The sequence below is a fragment of the Flavobacterium algoris genome, from assembly GCF_048158525.1.
GTDB lineage: Bacteria > Bacteroidota > Bacteroidia > Flavobacteriales > Flavobacteriaceae > Flavobacterium > Flavobacterium algoris.
The window spans coordinates 13,634-33,725 of record NZ_JBLNKT010000033.1 but is presented as its reverse complement, the minus strand read 5'-3'; the positions used below and the strand labels follow the sequence as shown (position 1 = coordinate 33,725).

Sequence of the window (20,092 nt, the reverse complement as noted above, 5' to 3'; positions counted from 1 at the left end):
TCATGCTAAAAAATTGGATTAATATATTCTTATATCACACCAAAAATAACAAGCTTTTTACAGCTTTGAACATTTTGGGTTTGAGTATTGGAATCGCGGGATTAATTTTTGCTTTGCTTTATTGGAACGATGAACAAAGTTATGATGATTGGAATCCTGAAAAAGACCATGTACATCAAGTATTAGTGCAGTTAGCAGGAATGCCAGTTTTTTCAGATTGTGCTTTATTCCTAAAACCTATTTTAGATAAAGATGCTAATGTAGAAAAGGTAGTTTATGCTGACAGCTGGTATCAAAAGGATAAAATTATCTACAAAGGCAAGAAAGAAATAGTTGATAAAATTATTAATGTTGAGCCTGATTTCTTTTCTCTTTTCCTATTTGAAATTATTAAGGGAGATGCAGTTTCGGCATTAAAAGATGATTCAAGTGTTGCTATTTCAGATGTGATTGCTAAACGAGTTTTTGGTGACGAAAATCCGATTGGCAAACAAATAACATGTTTGGATCAAATGTTTGTAGTGCGCGCTGTTTATCATATTCCAGGGAATTCTTCAATTGCTCCAGATGTTATAATGAATAAAATGAAAGAGTTTACAAGTGGGAATTCTACAGCTCCTTTTGTTTTAAAATTACTTCTTAAAATTAAAGACCCTTCAACAATTGAGAATACTGGAAAGAGTTTAGAGAAAACTTACAACCAAGATTTTGTTCGAAGAATTGCCCATGAAGAAGGTTTTACTTTCGAAGAAATGGCTAAGAAAATAGGTCATTTTAATGTAGTTATAGAGCCACTTTCAAAAGCGAGATTACATTCTATTACAGATGGATATCCAGAGGGCAGAGGAAATTATCAGTTTTTGTTGATTATGGTCGGGATATCTGTTTTAATACTCATTCTTTCGATTGTAAATTATATCAATTTGGCTACAGCTAATGCAGTTAAACGTGCTAAAGAAGTTGGTGTTCGTAAAGTTGTGGGTGCTTCAAAAAATACTATTGTTATTCAATTTATTTTTGAAACTGCTCTAATAAGTTTGTTTTCGATTTTACTAGCATTGGTTACTGTTGAGTTGACTTTGCCGTATTACAATGATTTTTTAAATAAGAGTTTACGAATAATTGGCAGTCAGTTTTATCTGCAATTAATTCTAATTTTCAGTATTACAGTTTTGGTGGCAGGAATACTTCCAGCGGTTTATGTTGCTAATTTCGAAACTTTAAAAGTTCTGAAAGGTAATTTTGGAAGAAGTAAAAATGGAATCTGGTTGCGTAACGGAATGTTGATTTTCCAGTTTACAGTGGCTACTTTCTTTATTGTTGGTTCTTATATTGTGTATCAGCAAATCGATTATCTAACCAATAAAGATTTAGGTTTTAAAGGAGATCAAGTGATTGAAATTAATTTGAATTTTCCTAATTCGGATTATGAAGTGGAAAACGTAGGGCAAAATATCTACAACAAATACAGTACAATAAAACAAGAGCTGGCTAAAATAAAAGGGGTAGAACAAGCTTCTACAGGATTGATTTCATTTGATGGTTCAGATGATTCATTAGGAGGTGTATTGTACAATGATGAACTTTTTAAAGCACGAACAATTGCAGTTGATTTTGGTATGTTCGAAATGATGAAAATAGAAGTAGTTAAAGGAAGGTCTCTTGATCAGAAACATGCTTCGGATACTATTACTTCTGTGGTGATTAATGAAACAGCACAAAAGTTGATGAACATGAAAGAGCCTATAGGAAAAGAACTAATTATCAAACAAAGAAAATTAAAAATCATAGGAGTTGTTAAAGATTTTAATTTATTAAGTCCTGAAGTAGAGGTGTCAGGGATGTATTTCTATCATCTTAAAACGGTAGATATTGCTCAAAATATCAATAAGGTTTTCGTAAAACTAAAATCGGATAATATTGAAAATACGATTGCTGATATCGAAAAGTTATGGGTAAAAGCAGATAATGAATATCCTTTTAAATATGATTTTGTAGATAAACAATACGCCAGAACTTATGAAACTTACGTCAAACAAAAGAACCTCTTTTCATTGTTAAATATTGTTGTAATTGGTATTGCCCTTTTCGGGTTATTTGCTCTGGCTTCCTATTCGATACAAAGACGGATGAAAGAAATTGCAATCCGAAAAACGCTTGGTGCAGAAACTAATGTTTTGTTGAAAGAGTTATCAAAACAGTATATTTTGTATTGCATAATCGGGTTTTTAATAGCCTTATTTCCGGTGTATTATTTATTGAACAAATGGCTTGAAAATTTCGCCTTTAGAATAGATATAACGGTATTTCCATTCGTTTTTGGATTTATAATCTTATTAGTTTTAACACTAATAATAGTGCTGTCAAGAGCTTATCAAGCAACAAAAACTGACATATTGAAATATTTAAAATATGAATAATAGAATCGTTTTAACAGTAGTCTTTATACTATTTTGTGCGTTTGCTAGCGGCCAGGAAAACCCTTGGTCGCTTACAAAGTGTATGGAAATGGGTTTGCAGAATAATATCGAAATAAAAATCAGGCAGCTAGAAATTAAAAGAACACAGAAATCACAAAACTCCGTTTTAAATCGAATGTTGCCAACGATCAATTTATATGGAGAACAAGGTTATAATTTTGGTTCTACCATTGATCCTTCAACAAACGGAAGGGTAAGTTCTAATTTGCAAAATAATAATTTCTATGGCAATGCCCGAGCAAATCTAATTGATTTCAGTGCTTTTGCAAATGCTCAAAAAGATAAAATAAATATTGAATTGGCTAAAGCCGAGAAAGATGTTGTAGAAAATGAATATAAATTACAGCTTTTAGAAAGCTATTATCAGGCACTTTACACTCAAGAACTATTAAAAATACAAAAAGAGCAACTCAAACAAGCTACTTTCAACTTGGACAGAGTAACAAAAGAAGTCGCTATTGGAAGTAGGCCTCAAAGTGATTTGTATGATATGCAATTGAGCTTTTCGGAGGAAGAAAATCTAAATTTAGAAACCGAACAGTTGTATGTAATTAAAAAAACACAATTATTTCAATTGATAAATGTTACAGATGTTGCAATTGATAAAGTGGTTTTGGAACTCTATTTGAACGAAAGAACAACTGACGCAATTGAAAAGATAGTATATAATCCTAAAATAAAGCTTGCTGAGCTCCATTATCAAAATAGTTTGAAGTCGATAGGCTTAGAAAAAGCTAGCAATTTGCCCACATTGTCAGCCTATTATGGATATTCCACTTTTTATTATAAAACTTTAAATCAAGTAAACACAGATAGTTTTAAAAATCAATTAGAAAACAACAGAAGTCAACAAATTGGCATGCAGTTGAACGTTCCTGTTTTCAATGGTTTTAGAAATAATAAAAAAATCAGTGCATCGAAAATAGTAAGTGATAAGATAAAACTGGTCTTAGAACAAGAAAAACAACAATTAGACAAACAAGTCGTATTAGAAGAACAAAACAAAAGAAATTATTTGCAACTTCAGAATAAATTGATGGAAAAACTAAGATATGCCAAAGCATCATTAATTACTACACAAGCAAAGTTTATAAGCGGAAAAGCAGAAGCGATTTTATATTCTACAGTGAAAAACCAATTGCTGACAGCAGAGTATGAAGTGTTGAAAAATAATCTTCAACTGCAATATATTGACCTGAAAATAAATCTGTTGAAAAATAATATTTTATAAAAATGAAACCAAAAATTTAAAGTATTTATAATTCTTAAAATAGTTTTATTCTAAAGTTAATGCCCCCAGAATTTCTTCGGATAAAAAGGGACCTCCGGGATAAGTAGCTGTATAGTCGAGATTCATCCATATTTGACCACGTTCATCGATGTGATAATGAAGTTGTTTCTGGTTACTTTCACTTACAAACAAAATATTTTTAATTAGAAAGTTTACTTTTTCTAAATCTTTTTGGGAGCCAATTAATATTTCTGGATAAATATGTCCTTTAGTATGAATTAATCGGGGAGTCCCTCCAATTGCTCTGACACATGCTGCCATTAAGATGGAATGATCATCACAATCGCCTGAAAAATAGTCTAATGATTCACTGGCAGATGCAATATAATCCCCATCTTTAGGATCACTCACATAATTCCAACGGTGATTTATTTCTTTAAATACGGCAAAACATTGAATAATGGTTCTGTAATTAGAATATCCCTTTACATTTTTGAAATATTTAGTTGTTGCCATAATCGCAAAATTCCTCACTTTTGGATTCTGATATTCTATGGCATTAATGATTTTTGATTTATTAGGAAACGGAAGTAGTTTAGCAATGATTATATCCTGCGGATACGGATTGTACGACATGGAATACATCATTGAATTATAATCTTCAAAAACACTGTTAAAACCATAATTCCCAATCACTGAACCATAAATTAAGACCATTAAATACAAGAGAATACAAATAAGAATAATTGTTCTTAGAAATCTCAATATTAATTGTATTGATACTACGATGAGTAGGAACAAAATGATTCGGTCAATATTAAAAAACCAATTGGGATTGATTAGGTTTTGATGTACAATTATAAAAACCGGAATCGTAATTAATATGTTTAAGACAAAAATAATAACGTCATCCCAGGGTTTTTTGACCTGAAATTTTTGTTTAATACCTTGAAAAGTAATTTTTTTTATTTTTATCATAATAACATAAAAACAGAAATCTAGACTGCTTTTACAATTGCATCAAAAGTACCTTTTTTATCGATAATTTTAAGTTGAAATAGTTGATTTTGAATTTTGTTTAACACTTTCTCTGTTAAAGGTTTTTGTGACCATTGCGTTAAAGACAGCCATTCTTGAATATCGTCAATTTTTTGTTTATAATTTGACGCTAAAGTTTTGTCAATACTAGGAATGTCTTTAAAATCTTGAGTTGTTTTATTGATAATTTCTAAAATTTTAGAAATTATTTTTGGATTTTTTTCTAAAATTTCATCCCGAACAGCAATTACAAAACAAGGCCAAGGAGTAGGGCAGTCAGCAACTCTGCGGAAAATTCCTTTGTCAACAAGAGGTTTTGTCATGAAACGTTCCCACATAAAATAATCAGCAGTTCCATTGGTTAAAGCTTCAACTGCACCATCAATGGTATTTACAATCTCAAACTGCAGATTATCCGTTTTCCATCCCGAATTAAGTCGGGATTGATTATCGGCATTGACATATGCCATTAATTGCGAACCGGAACCTAATCTGGAAATAGCAACTTTGGTATTTTCCAGATCAGCTAACGTTTTATAATTAGAGTTTGCAGCTACATGAATTCCCCAGATTAAGGGACTTTCCACATAAACCTGAACAATTTTACTCGGATTTCCGGCAACGATATCTTTTACGATTCCTTCGGTTAGGATTACGGCAATATCAGTTTCTCCATCACGAAGCATTTGGCACATTTTACCGGTTCCTTCAGGAACATCAGTCCATTGTAAATCGATATTTTCTTTTTCGAAATCTCCGTTCTCTATGGCTAAATGCCAAGGAAGATTGAAATGTTCCGGAACTCCGGCTATTTTTATAGTAATCATTATAGGTTAGGATTTTTTAATTCATACCAATTCCAAGAAACGCCGTCCTCCATATATTGTTCGGTCATTTTCAGTCCAATTTTTTGTAATATTCTGTTTGAAGCGATATTTTCCGTATGCGCTGCTGCTTCCATAACTTTGATTTTCATTACATTAAAACCATAATTCAACCAAGCAAAACTGGCCTCACTAGCATATCCTTTGCCCCAGAATTTTTCGTTTAATCGATAACCAATATCGTAGAAATCAACTTTATTATTTACCATTTCGATGTTGTATTTTAATCCGGCCCAACCAATTAATTCATTAGTTTCTTTCAAAATAACAACAAATCGTCCAATGTTATTTTGGATGTATTGTGCTCTGACAAATTCAATGGAGGAATGTACTTCACTAATATCGGTTAATGGTTTGTTCCAAAGATATTGATGTACCTTAGGATTACTGTCCATTTTAAATAAAGCTTTAGCATCTGAAAGTAGCATTTCTCTCAAAATCAATCGGTCAGTTTCTAAAATAAGTTTCATGTTTTTACTAAAAATTTGATGGTTCACTAATTAGCCCTGATGGAAATCGGAAATCCTATTGTGCCGGTGTTCGGCGCAATAGATTGTAGTGTACAGCGGGAATTAGCTCCAAAAATTACACATTAATATCTTTGAAATTATTCACTCTCGCGTACCGAATCATATTGGTAAACGCTTCTTGGTCCAGTTTTGGTATTTCAAGAATGGAGTTCAATAAAGTGGTATCGTATTCGTTGGCGGAAGTCGTGAAATAGGGGCTTAAATGTTTACCAATGCTTTCATAATACAATTTTTCAATGACGTTTTTGTATTTGAAATCTAACGGATTTTGTATTAAAGTGAAATTAGTGTAACCCACTTCCTTCATAATCAATTGCAAACCTTTTACCATATTAAAACTTTTAGTATTTACAATATTAAGCTGTTCAATATCGGCTCTTTCGAAGGTGTTTACAATTACTTTTGCCACATAATCGACAGGGATAATGTTCAAAACAGTTTCTTCATTGATGATAAAACGGACATTTTCTTGTTCGCCTTTTCGCTGGGAAGTAAAGTGAAAGAATTTTGCCAAAAGATAAAAAACCATGTATTTCGGGATGAAATATTGGTTTTCGGTTCCTAACATTTTACCTCCAATCACACTTGGACGCAGAATTTGGAAGGGTAAATCTATTTTTTTACATTCTTGGGCTATAAAATTTTCAGAATGGAATTTAGCCTTTTCATACGCATTGCGGTGCTCCGGTTTGAAACCTAAACTATGAAAATCATTAACAATTAATCCTTTTCGGATTCCTGATGAAAATGCAGTACCTATATATATGAACTTTTTTATAAAGGGATGAAATATATTAAAAAGTGATTTTGTAATTGTAGTGTTTTCATCAAAAATTTTCTCTCGTTGCTCTTCATCTGTAGACAAATTAACGTATCCCGCCGAATGAATAAAATAAGCGCCTTTTATTTGGTTCGAAAAAGTATCTTGAATTGAAGCTAAATCAGTATCAATGATTTCGATGTATTGGTGCAATTTTTCTACGCCTTTGTCTTTAATGATTTTAGGAGTATAACTGCTGGATAAGAGTTCGTTTATTCTATCTAAAGCGGAGTTTTTTCCTTTATTTCTTGCAATAAGAAAAAGTTTTCCATCAATTTTATTATTGATAAAAAGTTCCAGAATTTCATACATAATATGAGAACCTAAAACTCCTGTAGCACCTGTAAGTATTATTTTCATTATTGGATTGTTCTAAAAAACAAATGTAGTTTTAAAAAATTAAAGTAGAACTTTTTTTAAAACTACAAATAGATGAGATTTTGAAAACTAGAACTCCTTACCCTAAAGCAATTTTATCTAATGTATACGCAATCAGTTCATCAACCGCTTTATAAGGATTGTCGCTAAAAGTTCCCGAAGCTCGATTGGCAATTATAGCGTTTAACGATAATGCATTATGTCCTAAAAGAGCCGAAAGTCCATAAATAGCAGCAGTTTCCATTTCTAAGTTTGTGATTTTATTGTTACCAAATTTAAAATTATCCATTTTAGAATTTAGTGTTTCATCTTGAATATTTAAACGCAACACACGTCCTTGTGGGCCGTAAAAACCTCCAGCTGTAGCGGTAATTCCTTTGTGTATTTTGTCACTTTCAATCATTTTTTCCAGTGTCGAAGAACACGCAATCACATACGGTTTTCCTTTTCGCAAATCCCAATTGGTGTGTTTCACAAAAGCATCTTCCATTTCAATATTCGAAACTTCGTCAATCAAATAGGAGCGGAGCATGTTGTCCAAGCCCAATCCAAATTTTGACAGCACAAAACTGTCTACAGGAATATCGGCTTGCAAAGAGCCCGAAGTTCCAATACGAATGATGTTTAACGAAGTCAGCTTTTCTTTTGGTTGACGGGTTTTCAAATCGATATTAACCAAAGCATCCAATTCGTTCATGACAATATCAATGTTATCGGGACCAATTCCTGTTGACATCACGGTAATACGTTTCCTTTTGAAAATCCCGGTTTGCGTTTTGAATTCTCTTTTTTGAGTAGAAAATTCGATGCTGTCAAAAAACTGAGTGATTTTTTCGACACGATTTTGGTCACCTACAAAGATGATATCGTGCGCAATATGTTCTGGTTTTAAATTCAAATGGTATACACTGCCATCTGGATTTAATATTAATTCTGATGATTGTATCATTTTTTTTTTAAGTTTAAGGTTGCCCAACTGAATACTTTTTTCTAGCCTCCAACACGTTTTACTTTAAAGCCTTTTTCTTTTAAAATAGTCATGATTTTATCCCGATAATCGCCTTGTATAATGATAGAATCATCTTTGAAAGTTCCACCAACACTTAATTTGGTTTTGATTTCTTTGGCGAGAATTTTAAAATCCTCGTCCGTTCCTTCGTAACCTTCAATTATAGTGGTAGCTTTTCCTTTTCGTTTTTCGAATTTGCAAATCATGGGTTCTTTTTGAACGTATAATTCGTGGGCAACTTGTTCAATTGCTTCTTCTGGAGATGGTTCGTGTTCCGGAAAAAGGTTTTTTAATTGGTCTTGTAAGTCCATAATTTTAAAATTAATTTTTATTTAAAACCATTTAGAAATTTAAAATACAACGTTTATTTTCTTAATTTCTAAAGAGTAAAAAACAAAAGACATTAAGCATACACTCAATGTCTTTTAGTATTTGACGTAAATTTAAGTTTTATTTTTTAATAAGTCCCAAATCTACTAAACGTTCATATAAATAAGCTCCTGCAGTAATATCTTCGAATTTTTTTGGATTTTCTGCATCAATACAGTTTTCCAAACAATCCAATTTCATATCACTTACTGGATGCATAAAAAACGGAATAGAATAACGTGAAGTTCCCCATAATTCTCTCGGCGGATTTACCACTTGATGAATTGTAGATTTCAATTTGTTATTTGTGTGACGTGATAACATGTCTCCTACATTAATTACCAATTCGTCGGGTTCAGCAATGGCATCAATCCATTCACCATCATGATTTTGAACTTGTAATCCTCTTCCTTGTGCTCCCATCAATAAGGTAATCAGGTTGATGTCACCATGAGCCGCAGCACGAATCGCATTGGCTGGTTCAGCAGTAATAGGTGGGTAATGAATAGGTCTTAAGATTGAATTTCCATCTTTGGCATATTGGTCAAAATAAAATTCATCCAAACCAAGGTGTAAAGCCAAAGCTCTCAGGACATAAACACCTGTTTTTTCCAGCATTTGATAGGCTTCTTTACCTACAACATTAAAACGGGGCAATTCTTTTACTTCAACATTTTCAGGGTATTCTGAAGCATATTTGGAATCTTTGGATACATATTGTCCAAAGTGCCAAAACTCCTTCAAATCTCCTTCTTTTCTGCCTTTGGCATGCTCTGTTCCAAAAGAAACATAACCCCTTTGTCCGCCAATTCCAGGAATTTCATAACTACGCTTTGTTTCTAATGGCAAAGTGAAAAAATTTCTGATTTCACCATACAATTCATCAACCAGTTGGTCGTCTAAAAAATGCCCTTTGAGTGCTACGAAGCCAATATCTTCAAATGCACTTCCGATTTCATTTACAAATTTTTGTTTACGTTTCGGGTCGTCCGAAAGGAAATCACGCAAGTCAACACTAGGAATGTTTTGCATACTTTTAAAATATTTTTTTTATAACTTACAACGTCTAAAACCTTGCAGATACAAATGTAAAGAATAATTTTATATCTGTATTTTAAAAATCATAAACAAAATAAAAAAATATAACAAAATAACACTAAACTGTTATATTTTTTTATCTTTGAACCATATAATAAAACTGAAAAAATGACTTTTGACCGAAAAAATCTCACTGACGATCAATTATTAGATTTATATAAAAGAATACTGAAGCCAAGACTGATAGAAGAAAAAATGTTGATTCTTATTCGTCAGGGAAAAGTATCCAAATGGTTTTCTGGAATTGGTCAAGAGGCTATTTCTGTAGGTGTTACGGCAGTTTTAGATTCAGATGAGTATATTTTACCAATGCATAGAAATCTAGGTGTTTTTACAGGAAGAAACATTCCTTTGTACCGATTGTTTTCGCAATGGCAAGGCAAAGCCAATGGTTTTACCAAAGGGCGTGATCGCAGTTTTCACTTTGGAACACAACAATATAAGATCATAGGCATGATTTCGCATTTAGGTCCGCAATTAGGTGTTGCTGACGGAATTGCTTTGGCCAATAAACTCAAAAAAAACGGAAAAGTTACCGCAGTTTTTACGGGTGAAGGAGCCACAAGTGAAGGCGATTTTCATGAAGCTTTAAATATAGCTTCGGTTTGGGAATTGCCAGTACTATTTGTAATAGAGAATAACGGATACGGACTTTCGACACCTACAAATGAACAATACCGTTGCGAAAATCTAGCTGATAAAGGAAAGGGATACGGAATGGAAAGCCATATTATTGATGGTAATAATATTCTGGAAGTATATAATTTGTTATCCGAATTGAAAGCTTCGATGAAAGAAAATCCACGTCCAGTTTTAATAGAATTCAAAACCTTCAGAATGCGTGGACATGAGGAGGCGAGTGGCACAAAATACGTTCCGCAAGAGTTAATGGACATGTGGGCTATTAAAGATCCAGTAGAAAATTACAGAAAATATTTAACAGAAAACGTAATTCTTACAGCTGATTTTGACGCGGCTTTGCATGCTGAAATAAAGAAAGACATTGATGAAAGTTTGGCTGTTGCCAATGCCGAACCTGAGATTGAATCTTCGTTAAGTGAAGAATTAAAAGATGTTTATAAACCATTTAAATTTGAGCAAGTTAAACCATCAAAAGAAAAAGAAAATATTCGTTTTATTGATGCCATCTCTACCAGTTTGAGGCAGTCAATGGAACGTCATGAAAACTCAGTTATCATGGGACAAGATATTGCTGAATATGGTGGTGCTTTCAAAATTACCGATGGTTTTGTAGCACAGTTTGGCAAAGAGCGTGTCATCAATACGCCAATTTGTGAAAGTGCCGTGGTTTCGGCAGGAATGGGATTATCGATTAATGGATACAAAGCGATTGTCGAAATGCAGTTTGCCGATTTTGTTTCAACAGGATTCAATCCAATTGTGAATTTATTGGCCAAATCACATTATCGTTGGTTAGAAAAGGCTGATGTTGTGGTACGGATGCCTTGCGGTGGCGGAACACAAGCGGGGCCTTTTCATTCGCAAACCAATGAAGCTTGGTTTACTAAAACTCCGGGGCTAAAAGTGGTGTACCCGGCATTTCCATATGATGCCAAAGGGCTTTTGAATACTGCTATCAATGATCCAAATCCTGTATTATTCTTTGAACACAAGCAATTGTACAGAAGCGTTTACCAAGACGTTCCTACCAATTATTATACGATTCCATTAGGAAAAGCAGTTTTATTAAAAGAAGGAAATCAGGTCACTATAATTTCGTTTGGTGCCGCGGTACATTGGGCTTTGGAAACATTAGAAAAAAATCCTGAAATCTCAGCTGATGTATTGGATTTAAGAACCTTACAACCTTTGGATACCGAGGCTATTTTTGCATCGGTAAAGAAAACAGGAAGAGTGATTATTTATCAGGAAGATTCTATGTTTGGTGGAATCGCAAGCGATATTTCGGCATTGATAATGGAGAATTGTTTCAAATACCTTGATGCGCCGGTAAAACGCGTGGCGAGTTTAGACACGCCAATTCCATTTACAAAAGCACTGGAAGATCAATATTTACCGAAAGGCAGGTTCGAAAATGATTTGAAAGAATTATTGAATTACTAATATTTGAACTTATAGGATTAGGTTGTTTTTAGAATCAAAACTCTAAAAATGACCTAATATCCAATAGATAATTATAAATAGTATAATTGTTCAAAAACAGCCACCACCTAATTTTTTGGCGCCGTAACCTGCTAGTATCGTTTTGAAAAATCCATTCATAATTTTAATTTTTAAGTGTTCTTTAAAAGTAATGAATATTTTTTAAACGTAGCGTTTTAGTCCTGTTCCATAAATATTTTCTTAATCAAAGCTATTTCTTCCAGATACATTTTTTTTTCTGGTGGCGAAATGAAACGTTTTTTTAAATTTTTTTCGGCATCTTCAAGTTTAGTTAATACTTCAATGATGAAATTACCTATTACTCAGTTTCGCTTTTTCCTTAATAATATCACTGATTTTGCGGTTTTCGATTTTACTTTCCAGCCAGGATATTATATCAAGATAAAGAAACGCTCTTTTTTCATAGGTGTTTTTTTCCAATTCGATAAATCGCGCTCTCATTTTTACAAACTCTTTTTTGATATCACTAGGATAAATAGAGTTTAGATTTTTCATGAATCGCATAATTTCCTTTTGAACCTCATGTAAGTCGTTCATTTTCAATAAAAACTTGTAGGTGTTTTTTAATTGGTTTTCCAAATAATAATCTTTACCCAATTCATAATGGGCGATCAGACAAAGAATTCGAGAAAAGCACATTAAATCTTCTCGCATCGTCAGATTTTTGTTGTTTATAATTTTCTCTAAATAAAAGATGCATTCATTATATTTTTCATTGCCAAAATAAATGGAGGCAATTTTATAGTAAAACAACATTTCGTGATGTTCATCGAGATGCTCACTGTGTAATTTTAATTTATCTAAAATTTCAGGAATTAAGTATTCACTTTCGGCAAAAGTACCTTCTAAAATATGATAATTTAATTTGTTGTTATACAAATACAAAAATGATAAAGAAGCTATATTATCATTCACCGGAAAACGAGGATCGTTAATAGTTTCTTCTAATAAAACCAAATATTTTTTAAAATTTGATTTGTATTTAAGCATGTATAAAGACTCCAGCAAATAATGATTTCCTTTGAGGAAAAAGACCGGATTTAGATAGATCATATTGGGATTATCATAAAAAAGATTCACCCATTTGTAGGCATATTTATAGCTCGCTAAAAAGTCTTGCACTAAAAAGCTATGCCAAAGATTAGCATTGTAAAACCAGTATTTTTCTCGAAATCCGAATTTTTTCTCGTCAAATTTAGAAATGTGTTTGTTGAAATAGTCGTCTATGTATTTATATTCCTCGTCACTTTTTACATAACCCGTTTTGAGCATAATGCCATAAAGCTGCAGGGATAAATTAGATAATTTACTGGATATTGTATTGCGATAATTTAATTCTTTGGCTTGAATCACTAACTCATCGGCGCGGCCTTGAATACTTCGGGTAATGTATTGTGATTCTATTAATTTTTCGAATTCTACAATTTCATAGGCCATCAGTTTTTCATCATTTTCTAATGCCAGAATCTTTGTTTTGTCTAATATTTTTAAGCTTTGTTTGTACAAACCTTTATTGTACAATATAGCGGCAAAATCAATTTGTTCTCTTAGCTGATACCGAATGTTTTGACTCGGAATATTCAATCGAATACTCACTAAAATTTGTTTGTATAAATAGGACTTTAGGTTGGATAATTGTACTTTTTTAATGATACCGCTTTTCAAAATAAGTTTCTCATCATACACTTCTGATTTATCTAAAATATTGAATAATTCGATGAATTTTGTATTGGAACTTGTCTCGAGTCGGCTCGCAAAAATCTTAAATTGTCTTTTTTCAGACTTTGAAAGGGATTTTATTAATACAAATAAGAAATCTTTTTGATGGTTAGCCATTGTAATATATAGGAACTTAATTTGTTGTTAGTCAATTAGTTATAAAGTATTAATTCTCTTTATAAGCAGTATATTTCATTAAAATGAGTTTTATATTAAAGTAATGAAATATAAATTTGTTATCGAGATGTGAAATTACATTAAATAAATGAAAATGAATAGAGAGAAAGTTCAAATTTTTGATACCACTTTACGAGATGGAGAACAGGTCCCAGGATGTAAATTAGATACCAAACAAAAACTCGTGATAGCAAATCGCTTAGACGAAATGGGTGTTGACATTATTGAAGCTGGTTTTCCTGTTTCTAGTCCAGGTGATTTTTTATCTGTTTCTGAAATTAGTAAGATTGTGAAAAATGCAACTGTTTGTGGTTTAACCAGAGCAGTAAAAAATGATATAGACGTTGCTGCAGCTGCTTTAAAACATGCTAAAAAACCACGTATTCATACTGGAATTGGAACTTCAAATTCACATATAATACACAAATTAAATACTACTAGAGAAGATATTATCGCTAGAGCAAAATTTGCTGTTTCACATGCTAAATCGTATGTCGAAGATGTAGAATTTTATGCTGAAGATGCTGGTAGAACTGATAATGATTTCTTGGCAAGAGTTTGCGAAGAAGTAATAAAATCAGGTGCTACAGTACTTAATATTCCTGATACTACCGGATATTGCTTACCTGAAGAATATGGCGCAAAAATAAAATACCTAAAAGAAAATGTAAAAGGTATTGAAAATGTTATTCTTTCTTGTCATTGTCATAATGATTTAGGAATGGCAACAGCCAATTCTATTGCTGGTGCGGTAAATGGAGCAAGACAAATAGAATGTACCATAAATGGAATAGGAGAAAGAGCCGGAAACACAGCACTTGAAGAAGTGGTAATGATTTTCAAACAACATCCTTATTTAAATCTATACACTGATATCAATACGAAGCAGTTGAACGAAATGAGTCGTTTAGTTTCAGAAAGTATGGGAATGATGGTGCAACCAAATAAAGCGATTGTTGGTGCTAATGCTTTTGCACACAGTTCAGGAATTCATCAGGACGGTGTGATTAAAAATAGAGCAACTTATGAAATCATGGATCCTTTGGATGTAGGTGTCAATGAGTCTTCCATAGTTCTTACTGCAAGAAGTGGTAGAGCAGCATTGGCATACAGAGCAAAAAAAGTAGGATATGAACTTACCAAAGTACAATTGGATGTAGTTTATATTGAGTTCTTAAAATTTGCTGACATCAAAAAAGAAGTTTTAGATGATGATATTCATCAAATTATTGAAGCTTGTAAAATACAAAGCGATTTAATACGAAGCTAATAAAAGCACTATTTGCATAATAGTAATCTTTTAGATAAAAAATGAAACCATGAATTTAAAAATAGCAGTACTGCCGGGAGACGGAATAGGTCCAGAGGTGACCTTACAGGCAAAGAAAGCTTTATATGCTATAGGTGTAGTATATGATCATGAATTTGTTTTTGAAGAAGCTCTTATGGGGGCTATTGCAATTGACAAAACAGGAAACCCGCTTCCCGAACAAACGCTTAATCTTTGCCTGAATACGGATGCTGTTTTGTTTGGCGCTATTGGCGATCCAAAATATGACAACAATCCTAGTGCGAAAGTACGTCCGGAGCAAGGTTTATTAAAATTGAGAAAAGAATTAGGTCTTTTTGCAAATATCCGACCTATAAAACCATATAACGCCTTATTAGATTCTTCTCCTTTAAAGAGACATCTAATCGAAGGGGCAGATTTTACTATTTTCAGAGAACTTACCGGAGGTATTTATTTTGGGGAGAAAAAATTAAATGAAGCGGGTACAATCGCTTCTGATTTATGCGAATATTCAGAAGAAGAAATCACCCGAATTACGCATTTGGCTTTTAAAGCCGCGCAAAATAGACGCAAAAAAGTAACGTTGGTGGATAAAGCCAATGTGCTTGAAACTTCTCGATTATGGCGAAAAGTCGTCAAAAAAGTTAGCCAAAATTATCCAGATGTACTATTGGATTTTCTTTTTGTTGATAATGCTGCGATGCAAATTATCCTAAATCCAAAACAATTTGATGTCATTTTGACTGAAAATTTATTTGGAGATATATTATCTGATGAAGCTAGTGTCATTACAGGTTCTATAGGATTATTGGCTTCGGCATCATTAGGGAATAAAAATGCGCTTTTTGAACCTATTCACGGATCGTATCCGCAAGCAAAAGGAAAAAACAGTGCTAATCCAATTGCTTCAATATTATCAGCAGCAATGCTTTTGGAACATTTTGGACTGCATAAAGAAGCCAAAAAAGTGTATGAAGCAGTAGAAAAAGCGATTGAATATAATGTGGTGACAATAGATTTGAAAGCAGATTCAAAATTTGGTACCAATGAAGTTGGAGACTTTATTTCGAATGTCATTTTAAGTAAAGACGATTTATATTTTAAAAGTGACAACGTCCAAATAGGACAATCGACTATTGTTTGACAAAACAATAATCAAAAGTGCATTTAATAATTGAAAAGTGCTTATAATAGTAAGGTTCTGTTTTTTTGTTCTATTTGTTTTTCATACTTTTGAAACAAATAAAAAAAATGAAAATCGGAACAATTATTTCTTCAATTATTAATGTCAATGTGGTAATCACATATGCAACAGGAATGTTATAGATATAATTAAAAAAATATTTAAAACCTTCCAATTATTTTGGAAGGTTTTTTTTTGGAATAAATTTAAAAATACAGAAACAATCATATAATGGAATTAAATAAATACAGCAAAACAATCACCCAAGACGAAACACAACCCGCTTCTCAAGCGATGTTTTACGGAATTGGTTTGACAGAAGAGGATCTTAAAAAAGCGCAGGTAGGAATTGTGAGTATGGGTTACGACGGAAATCCTTGTAACATGCACTTAAACGATTTGGCTAAAGATATTAAAACTGGCGTCTGGAAAGAAGATTTAGTGGGTTTGATTTTTAATACTATTGGTGTAAGTGACGGTATTTCAAATGGGAATGATGGCATGCGTTTTTCTTTAGTTTCTCGTGATGTAATTGCAGATTCTATCGAAACCGTTATGGGAGCGCAATGGTATGATGGTATGATCGCTGTTCCGGGTTGTGATAAAAATATGCCAGGCGCCTTAATGGCTATGGGAAGAGTAAATCGTCCTTCTATTATGGTATATGGTGGTTCGATTCATCCTGGAAAATGGAAAGGGGAGGATTTGAATATTGTTTCTGCTTTTGAAGCTTTAGGAAAAAAATTCAACAACACCATTACACCTGAAGATTTTAAAGGGGTGATACAAAATGCTTGTCCGGGTGCAGGTGCTTGCGGTGGTATGTACACAGCAAACACGATGTCATCAGCAATTGAAGCATTAGGAATGAGTTTGCCATACAGTTCTTCTAATCCTGCTTTGAGTCCGGAAAAGAAACAAGAATGTGCTGATGCTGGTAAAGCAATCAAAATATTACTAGAAAAAGATATTAAGCCTAGAGACATCATGACTCGTAAAGCATTTGAAAATGCTATTACGATGGTAGCAGTTTTAGGGGGTTCTACAAATGCTGTGATGCACTTAATTGCAATGGCTCATGCTGTAGGTATTGAACTCACATTAAAAGATTTCCAAGATATTAGTGATAAAACACCATTATTAGCTGACTTGAAACCAAGTGGTAAATACTTAATGGAAGATTTACATAATGTAGGAGGTGTTCCAGCAGTAATGAAATATTTATTAAAAGAAGGTTTCTTACACGGTGAATGTTTGACAGTAACAGGAAAAACTATAGCTGAAAATTTAGCTTCAATTCCTGATTTACAGGATGGTCAAGAAGTAATTCATGAAATCCAAAAAGCATTAAAAGCTACTGGAAATATTCAAATTCTATACGGAAACATAGCTTCAGAAGGTTGTGTGGCTAAAATTAGCGGAAAAGAAGGAGAGTTTTTTGAAGGTACAGCAGTAGTTTTTGAAAATGAAAAAGATGTCATTAAAGGAATACAAGTAGGTGAAGTTAAGCCTGGAAACGTAGTGATTATTCGCTACTGTGGTCCAAAAGGTGGCCCTGGTATGTCTGAAATGTTAAAACCAACATCTGCCATTATGGGAGCTGGGTTAGGAAGTACTGTCGCTTTGATTACTGACGGACGTTTCTCTGGAGGTTCTCACGGTTTTGTAGTAGGACACGTTACTCCAGAAGCCTATGAAGGTGGAGGAATTGCATTGATAGAAAACGGTGATGTTATTACCATTGATGCTGTGAAAAATACTATCAATATGAAAATATCTGACGAAGAATTCGCAAAACGTAAAGCCAACTGGGTTCAACCAGAATCACCAATTAAACAAGGTGTGTTGCTTAAATATATGCGTTCGGTCTCCAGTGCCTCTGAAGGATGTGTAACCGATAAATAAAAACCAATAGCAATTTCAAAAGTCAATATCAATATCAAAAAAATATTTTGATTGTTATTACCAGTGAATTTTGAAATTGCCATTGAAATTGCTATTGCCAGTAAATTTTAAAAAAGGTAGTTGCTAAAAAAATAAAAAATGGAAAATACTAAAATTTCCGGCGCCGAAGCCGTTATAAGATGCTTATTAGAAGAAGGAGTAGACTTGGTTTATGGTTATCCAGGAGGTGCCATCATGCCGGTTTACGACGAATTATATAAATTTCAAGATCAATTGCAGCATGTTTTAGTACGTCACGAGCAAGGTGCAACACACGCGGCTCAGGGATTTGCGAGAGCAACAGGAAAAGTTGGAGTTGCCATTGCGACTTCAGGTCCTGGAGCAACAAATCTTGTAACCGGTATTGCTGATGCTCAAATTGATTCTACTCCAATGGTTTGTATCACTGGCCAGGTAGGAAAACATTTATTAGGTTCAGATGCGTTTCAGGAAACTGATATTATTGGAATTTCAACTCCAGTAACTAAATGGAATTATCAAATTACCGAGGCACATGAAATACCTGAAATCATTGCAAAAGCCTTTTTTATTGCAAAATCAGGTCGTCCGGGTCCCGTATTGATTGATATTACAAAAAATGCGCAATTTGACGAAATTGAATTTAGTTATAAAAAATGTACGAGCATTAGAAGTTACAACCCAAAACCAACTTTAGATATTGAAAAAATAAAGGAAGCTGCGGAACTAATCAACAATGCAAAAAAACCATATATTGTTTTTGGTCAGGGAATTATTCTTAGCGAAGCGGAAGAACAATTAAAAGCATTAGTTGAAAAATCTGGAATTCCTGCTGCTTGGACTATTTTAGGACTTTCGGCATTGCCAACAGATCATCCCTTAAATGTAGGAATGTTAGGAATGCACGGAAATTACGGACCTAATCTATTAACAAACGAATGTGATGTTTTGATAGCACTTGGAATGCGTTTTGACGACCGTGTGACTGGAAATTTAGCCACTTATGCAAAACAAGCCAAAGTTATTCACTTCGAAATTGATCCGTCGGAGATAGATAAAAATGTAAAAACAACTGTGGCCGTTTTAGCTGATGTCAAAGAATCTTTGACTGCTTTACTTCCTTTTATCAAAAGTAATACACACGAATCTTGGCACAACGAGTTCAAGGAAATGTATAAAATTGAACTAGAAGAGGTAATCAATGAAGAGCTGAAACCTAAGAAAGAAGGAATTTCTATGGGGGAAACTATCGAAATGATTAATAAACATTCTAAAGGTGACGCTATAATTGTACCTGATGTAGGGCAACACCAGATGTTTGCCTGTCGTTATGCCAAATTTAATTCGACTAAAAGCATCATTAATTCCGGAGGTTTAGGAACGATGGGATTTGCTTTGCCGGCTGCGATTGGGGCAAAAATGGGAATGCCAGAACGTGAAGTGGTTGCTATTATTGGTGATGGTGGTTTTCAAATGACAATTCAGGAATTAGGAACTATTTTTCAAACTAAAGTTCCTGTGAAAATTGTTGTATTGAACAACGAATTTTTAGGAATGGTACGTCAGTGGCAACAATTGTTTTTTGACAAAAGATATGCTTCTACGGAGATGATAAATCCTAATTTTATAGCGATTGCTGAAGGCTATTATATTAAAGCTAAAAAAGTAACCAAAAGAGAAGATTTAGATGCTGCCGTTGCTGAAATGATGGCTTCAAAAGAATCGTACTTCCTTGAAGTTATGGTAGAAAAAGAAAATAATGTATTCCCAATGATTCCAACAGGAGCATCGGTTTCTGAGATGAGATTAAGTTAATA

Annotated in this window: 15 protein-coding genes; 7 read left to right on the top strand and 8 right to left on the bottom strand. The window is 33.2% G+C overall.

Annotated features, from left to right (window positions below):
- Positions 1-2 precede the first annotated feature (2 nt).
- Entirely contained in the window at positions 3-2,420 is a 2,418-nt protein-coding gene (locus ACM55I_RS14175; RefSeq protein ID WP_416847507.1) for an ABC transporter permease, read from the top strand.
- Positions 2,413-3,711, top strand: a complete 1,299-nt coding sequence (locus ACM55I_RS14170) for a TolC family protein (RefSeq protein ID WP_416847506.1) — start codon at positions 2,413-2,415, stop codon at positions 3,709-3,711. Before ACM55I_RS14175 ends, ACM55I_RS14170 begins: the two co-directional genes overlap by 8 nt.
- 45 nt (positions 3,712-3,756) lie before the next feature.
- Here the strand turns inward: ACM55I_RS14170 and ACM55I_RS14165 are convergent, their stop codons facing one another.
- The 7 genes from ACM55I_RS14165 to ACM55I_RS14135 form a co-directional block, all read right to left on the bottom strand.
- Entirely contained in the window at positions 3,757-4,689 is a 933-nt protein-coding gene (locus tag ACM55I_RS14165) for a transglutaminase-like domain-containing protein (protein WP_416847505.1), read from the bottom strand.
- 20 nt (positions 4,690-4,709) lie between these two features.
- Entirely contained in the window at positions 4,710-5,576 is an 867-nt protein-coding gene (locus ACM55I_RS14160; RefSeq protein WP_416847504.1) for a substrate-binding domain-containing protein, read from the bottom strand.
- Positions 5,576-6,103, bottom strand: a complete 528-nt coding sequence (locus tag ACM55I_RS14155; RefSeq protein ID WP_416847503.1) for a GNAT family N-acetyltransferase — start codon at positions 6,101-6,103, stop codon at positions 5,576-5,578. Before ACM55I_RS14155 ends, ACM55I_RS14160 begins: the two co-directional genes overlap by 1 nt.
- A 115-nt stretch (positions 6,104-6,218) precedes the next feature.
- Positions 6,219-7,343 (bottom strand): SDR family oxidoreductase, encoded by a 1,125-nt coding sequence (locus ACM55I_RS14150; RefSeq protein ID WP_416847502.1) that lies wholly within the window; start codon positions 7,341-7,343, stop codon positions 6,219-6,221.
- A 97-nt stretch (positions 7,344-7,440) separates the two neighbouring features.
- Positions 7,441-8,310, bottom strand: a complete 870-nt coding sequence (locus ACM55I_RS14145; RefSeq protein WP_416847501.1) for a nucleoside phosphorylase — start codon at positions 8,308-8,310, stop codon at positions 7,441-7,443.
- A gap of 41 nt (positions 8,311-8,351) precedes the next feature.
- Positions 8,352-8,681 (bottom strand): translation initiation factor, encoded by a 330-nt coding sequence (locus tag ACM55I_RS14140; RefSeq protein WP_416847500.1) that lies wholly within the window; start codon positions 8,679-8,681, stop codon positions 8,352-8,354.
- Between the two features lie 139 nt (positions 8,682-8,820).
- Positions 8,821-9,771, bottom strand: coding sequence for an isopenicillin N synthase family dioxygenase (locus ACM55I_RS14135; RefSeq protein ID WP_416847499.1), 951 nt, complete (start codon positions 9,769-9,771; stop codon positions 8,821-8,823).
- Positions 9,772-9,945: 174 nt separating this feature from the next.
- Between ACM55I_RS14135 and ACM55I_RS14130 the strand changes: the two genes are divergently transcribed.
- Entirely contained in the window at positions 9,946-11,922 is a 1,977-nt protein-coding gene (locus ACM55I_RS14130) for an alpha-ketoacid dehydrogenase subunit alpha/beta (RefSeq protein ID WP_416847498.1), read from the top strand.
- A gap of 351 nt (positions 11,923-12,273) precedes the next feature.
- Here the strand turns inward: ACM55I_RS14130 and ACM55I_RS14125 are convergent, their stop codons facing one another.
- A complete protein-coding gene (locus ACM55I_RS14125; protein ID WP_416847497.1) occupies positions 12,274-13,818 on the bottom strand; it encodes a hypothetical protein in 1,545 nt (514 codons plus the stop codon).
- Between the two features lie 154 nt (positions 13,819-13,972).
- On the opposite strand from ACM55I_RS14125, the gene ACM55I_RS14120 reads away from it, so the two are divergent.
- The 4 genes from ACM55I_RS14120 (at position 13,973) to ilvB (ending at position 20,090) form a co-directional block, all read left to right on the top strand.
- Entirely contained in the window at positions 13,973-15,148 is a 1,176-nt protein-coding gene (locus ACM55I_RS14120; RefSeq protein ID WP_416847496.1) for a 2-isopropylmalate synthase, read from the top strand.
- Between the two features lie 49 nt (positions 15,149-15,197).
- Positions 15,198-16,313 carry a 3-isopropylmalate dehydrogenase gene (gene leuB / locus ACM55I_RS14115; RefSeq protein ID WP_416847495.1) on the top strand — a complete coding sequence of 372 codons (1,116 nt, stop codon included), beginning with the start codon at positions 15,198-15,200 and terminating at the stop codon, positions 16,311-16,313.
- A 270-nt stretch (positions 16,314-16,583) separates the two neighbouring features.
- A complete protein-coding gene (gene ilvD / locus ACM55I_RS14110; RefSeq protein WP_416847494.1) occupies positions 16,584-18,257 on the top strand; it encodes a dihydroxy-acid dehydratase in 1,674 nt (557 codons plus the stop codon).
- Positions 18,258-18,395: 138 nt separating this feature from the next.
- Complete coding sequence (gene ilvB, locus ACM55I_RS14105) at positions 18,396-20,090, top strand: biosynthetic-type acetolactate synthase large subunit (RefSeq protein WP_416847493.1); 1,695 nt, start codon at positions 18,396-18,398, stop codon at positions 20,088-20,090.
- The last annotated feature ends 2 nt before the right edge of the window (positions 20,091-20,092 follow it).

Bases quoted from the DNA above. Each gene is read 5' to 3' on its own strand.
- ACM55I_RS14175 (WP_416847507.1), top strand. From the start codon at position 3: ATGCTAAAAAATTGGATTAATATATTCTTATATCACACCAAAAATAAC.
- ACM55I_RS14170 (WP_416847506.1), top strand. From the start codon at position 2,413: ATGAATAATAGAATCGTTTTAACAGTAGTCTTTATACTATTTTGTGCG.
- ACM55I_RS14165 (WP_416847505.1), bottom strand. From the start codon at position 4,689: ATGATAAAAATAAAAAAAATTACTTTTCAAGGTATTAAACAAAAATTT.
- ACM55I_RS14160 (WP_416847504.1), bottom strand. From the start codon at position 5,576: ATGATTACTATAAAAATAGCCGGAGTTCCGGAACATTTCAATCTTCCT.
- ACM55I_RS14155 (WP_416847503.1), bottom strand. From the start codon at position 6,103: ATGAAACTTATTTTAGAAACTGACCGATTGATTTTGAGAGAAATGCTA.
- ACM55I_RS14150 (WP_416847502.1), bottom strand. From the start codon at position 7,343: ATGAAAATAATACTTACAGGTGCTACAGGAGTTTTAGGTTCTCATATT.
- ACM55I_RS14145 (WP_416847501.1), bottom strand. From the start codon at position 8,310: ATGATACAATCATCAGAATTAATATTAAATCCAGATGGCAGTGTATAC.
- ACM55I_RS14140 (WP_416847500.1), bottom strand. From the start codon at position 8,681: ATGGACTTACAAGACCAATTAAAAAACCTTTTTCCGGAACACGAACCA.
- ACM55I_RS14135 (WP_416847499.1), bottom strand. From the start codon at position 9,771: ATGCAAAACATTCCTAGTGTTGACTTGCGTGATTTCCTTTCGGACGAC.
- ACM55I_RS14130 (WP_416847498.1), top strand. From the start codon at position 9,946: ATGACTTTTGACCGAAAAAATCTCACTGACGATCAATTATTAGATTTA.
- ACM55I_RS14125 (WP_416847497.1), bottom strand. From the start codon at position 13,818: ATGGCTAACCATCAAAAAGATTTCTTATTTGTATTAATAAAATCCCTT.
- ACM55I_RS14120 (WP_416847496.1), top strand. From the start codon at position 13,973: ATGAATAGAGAGAAAGTTCAAATTTTTGATACCACTTTACGAGATGGA.
- leuB (WP_416847495.1), top strand. From the start codon at position 15,198: ATGAATTTAAAAATAGCAGTACTGCCGGGAGACGGAATAGGTCCAGAG.
- ilvD (WP_416847494.1), top strand. From the start codon at position 16,584: ATGGAATTAAATAAATACAGCAAAACAATCACCCAAGACGAAACACAA.
- ilvB (WP_416847493.1), top strand. From the start codon at position 18,396: ATGGAAAATACTAAAATTTCCGGCGCCGAAGCCGTTATAAGATGCTTA.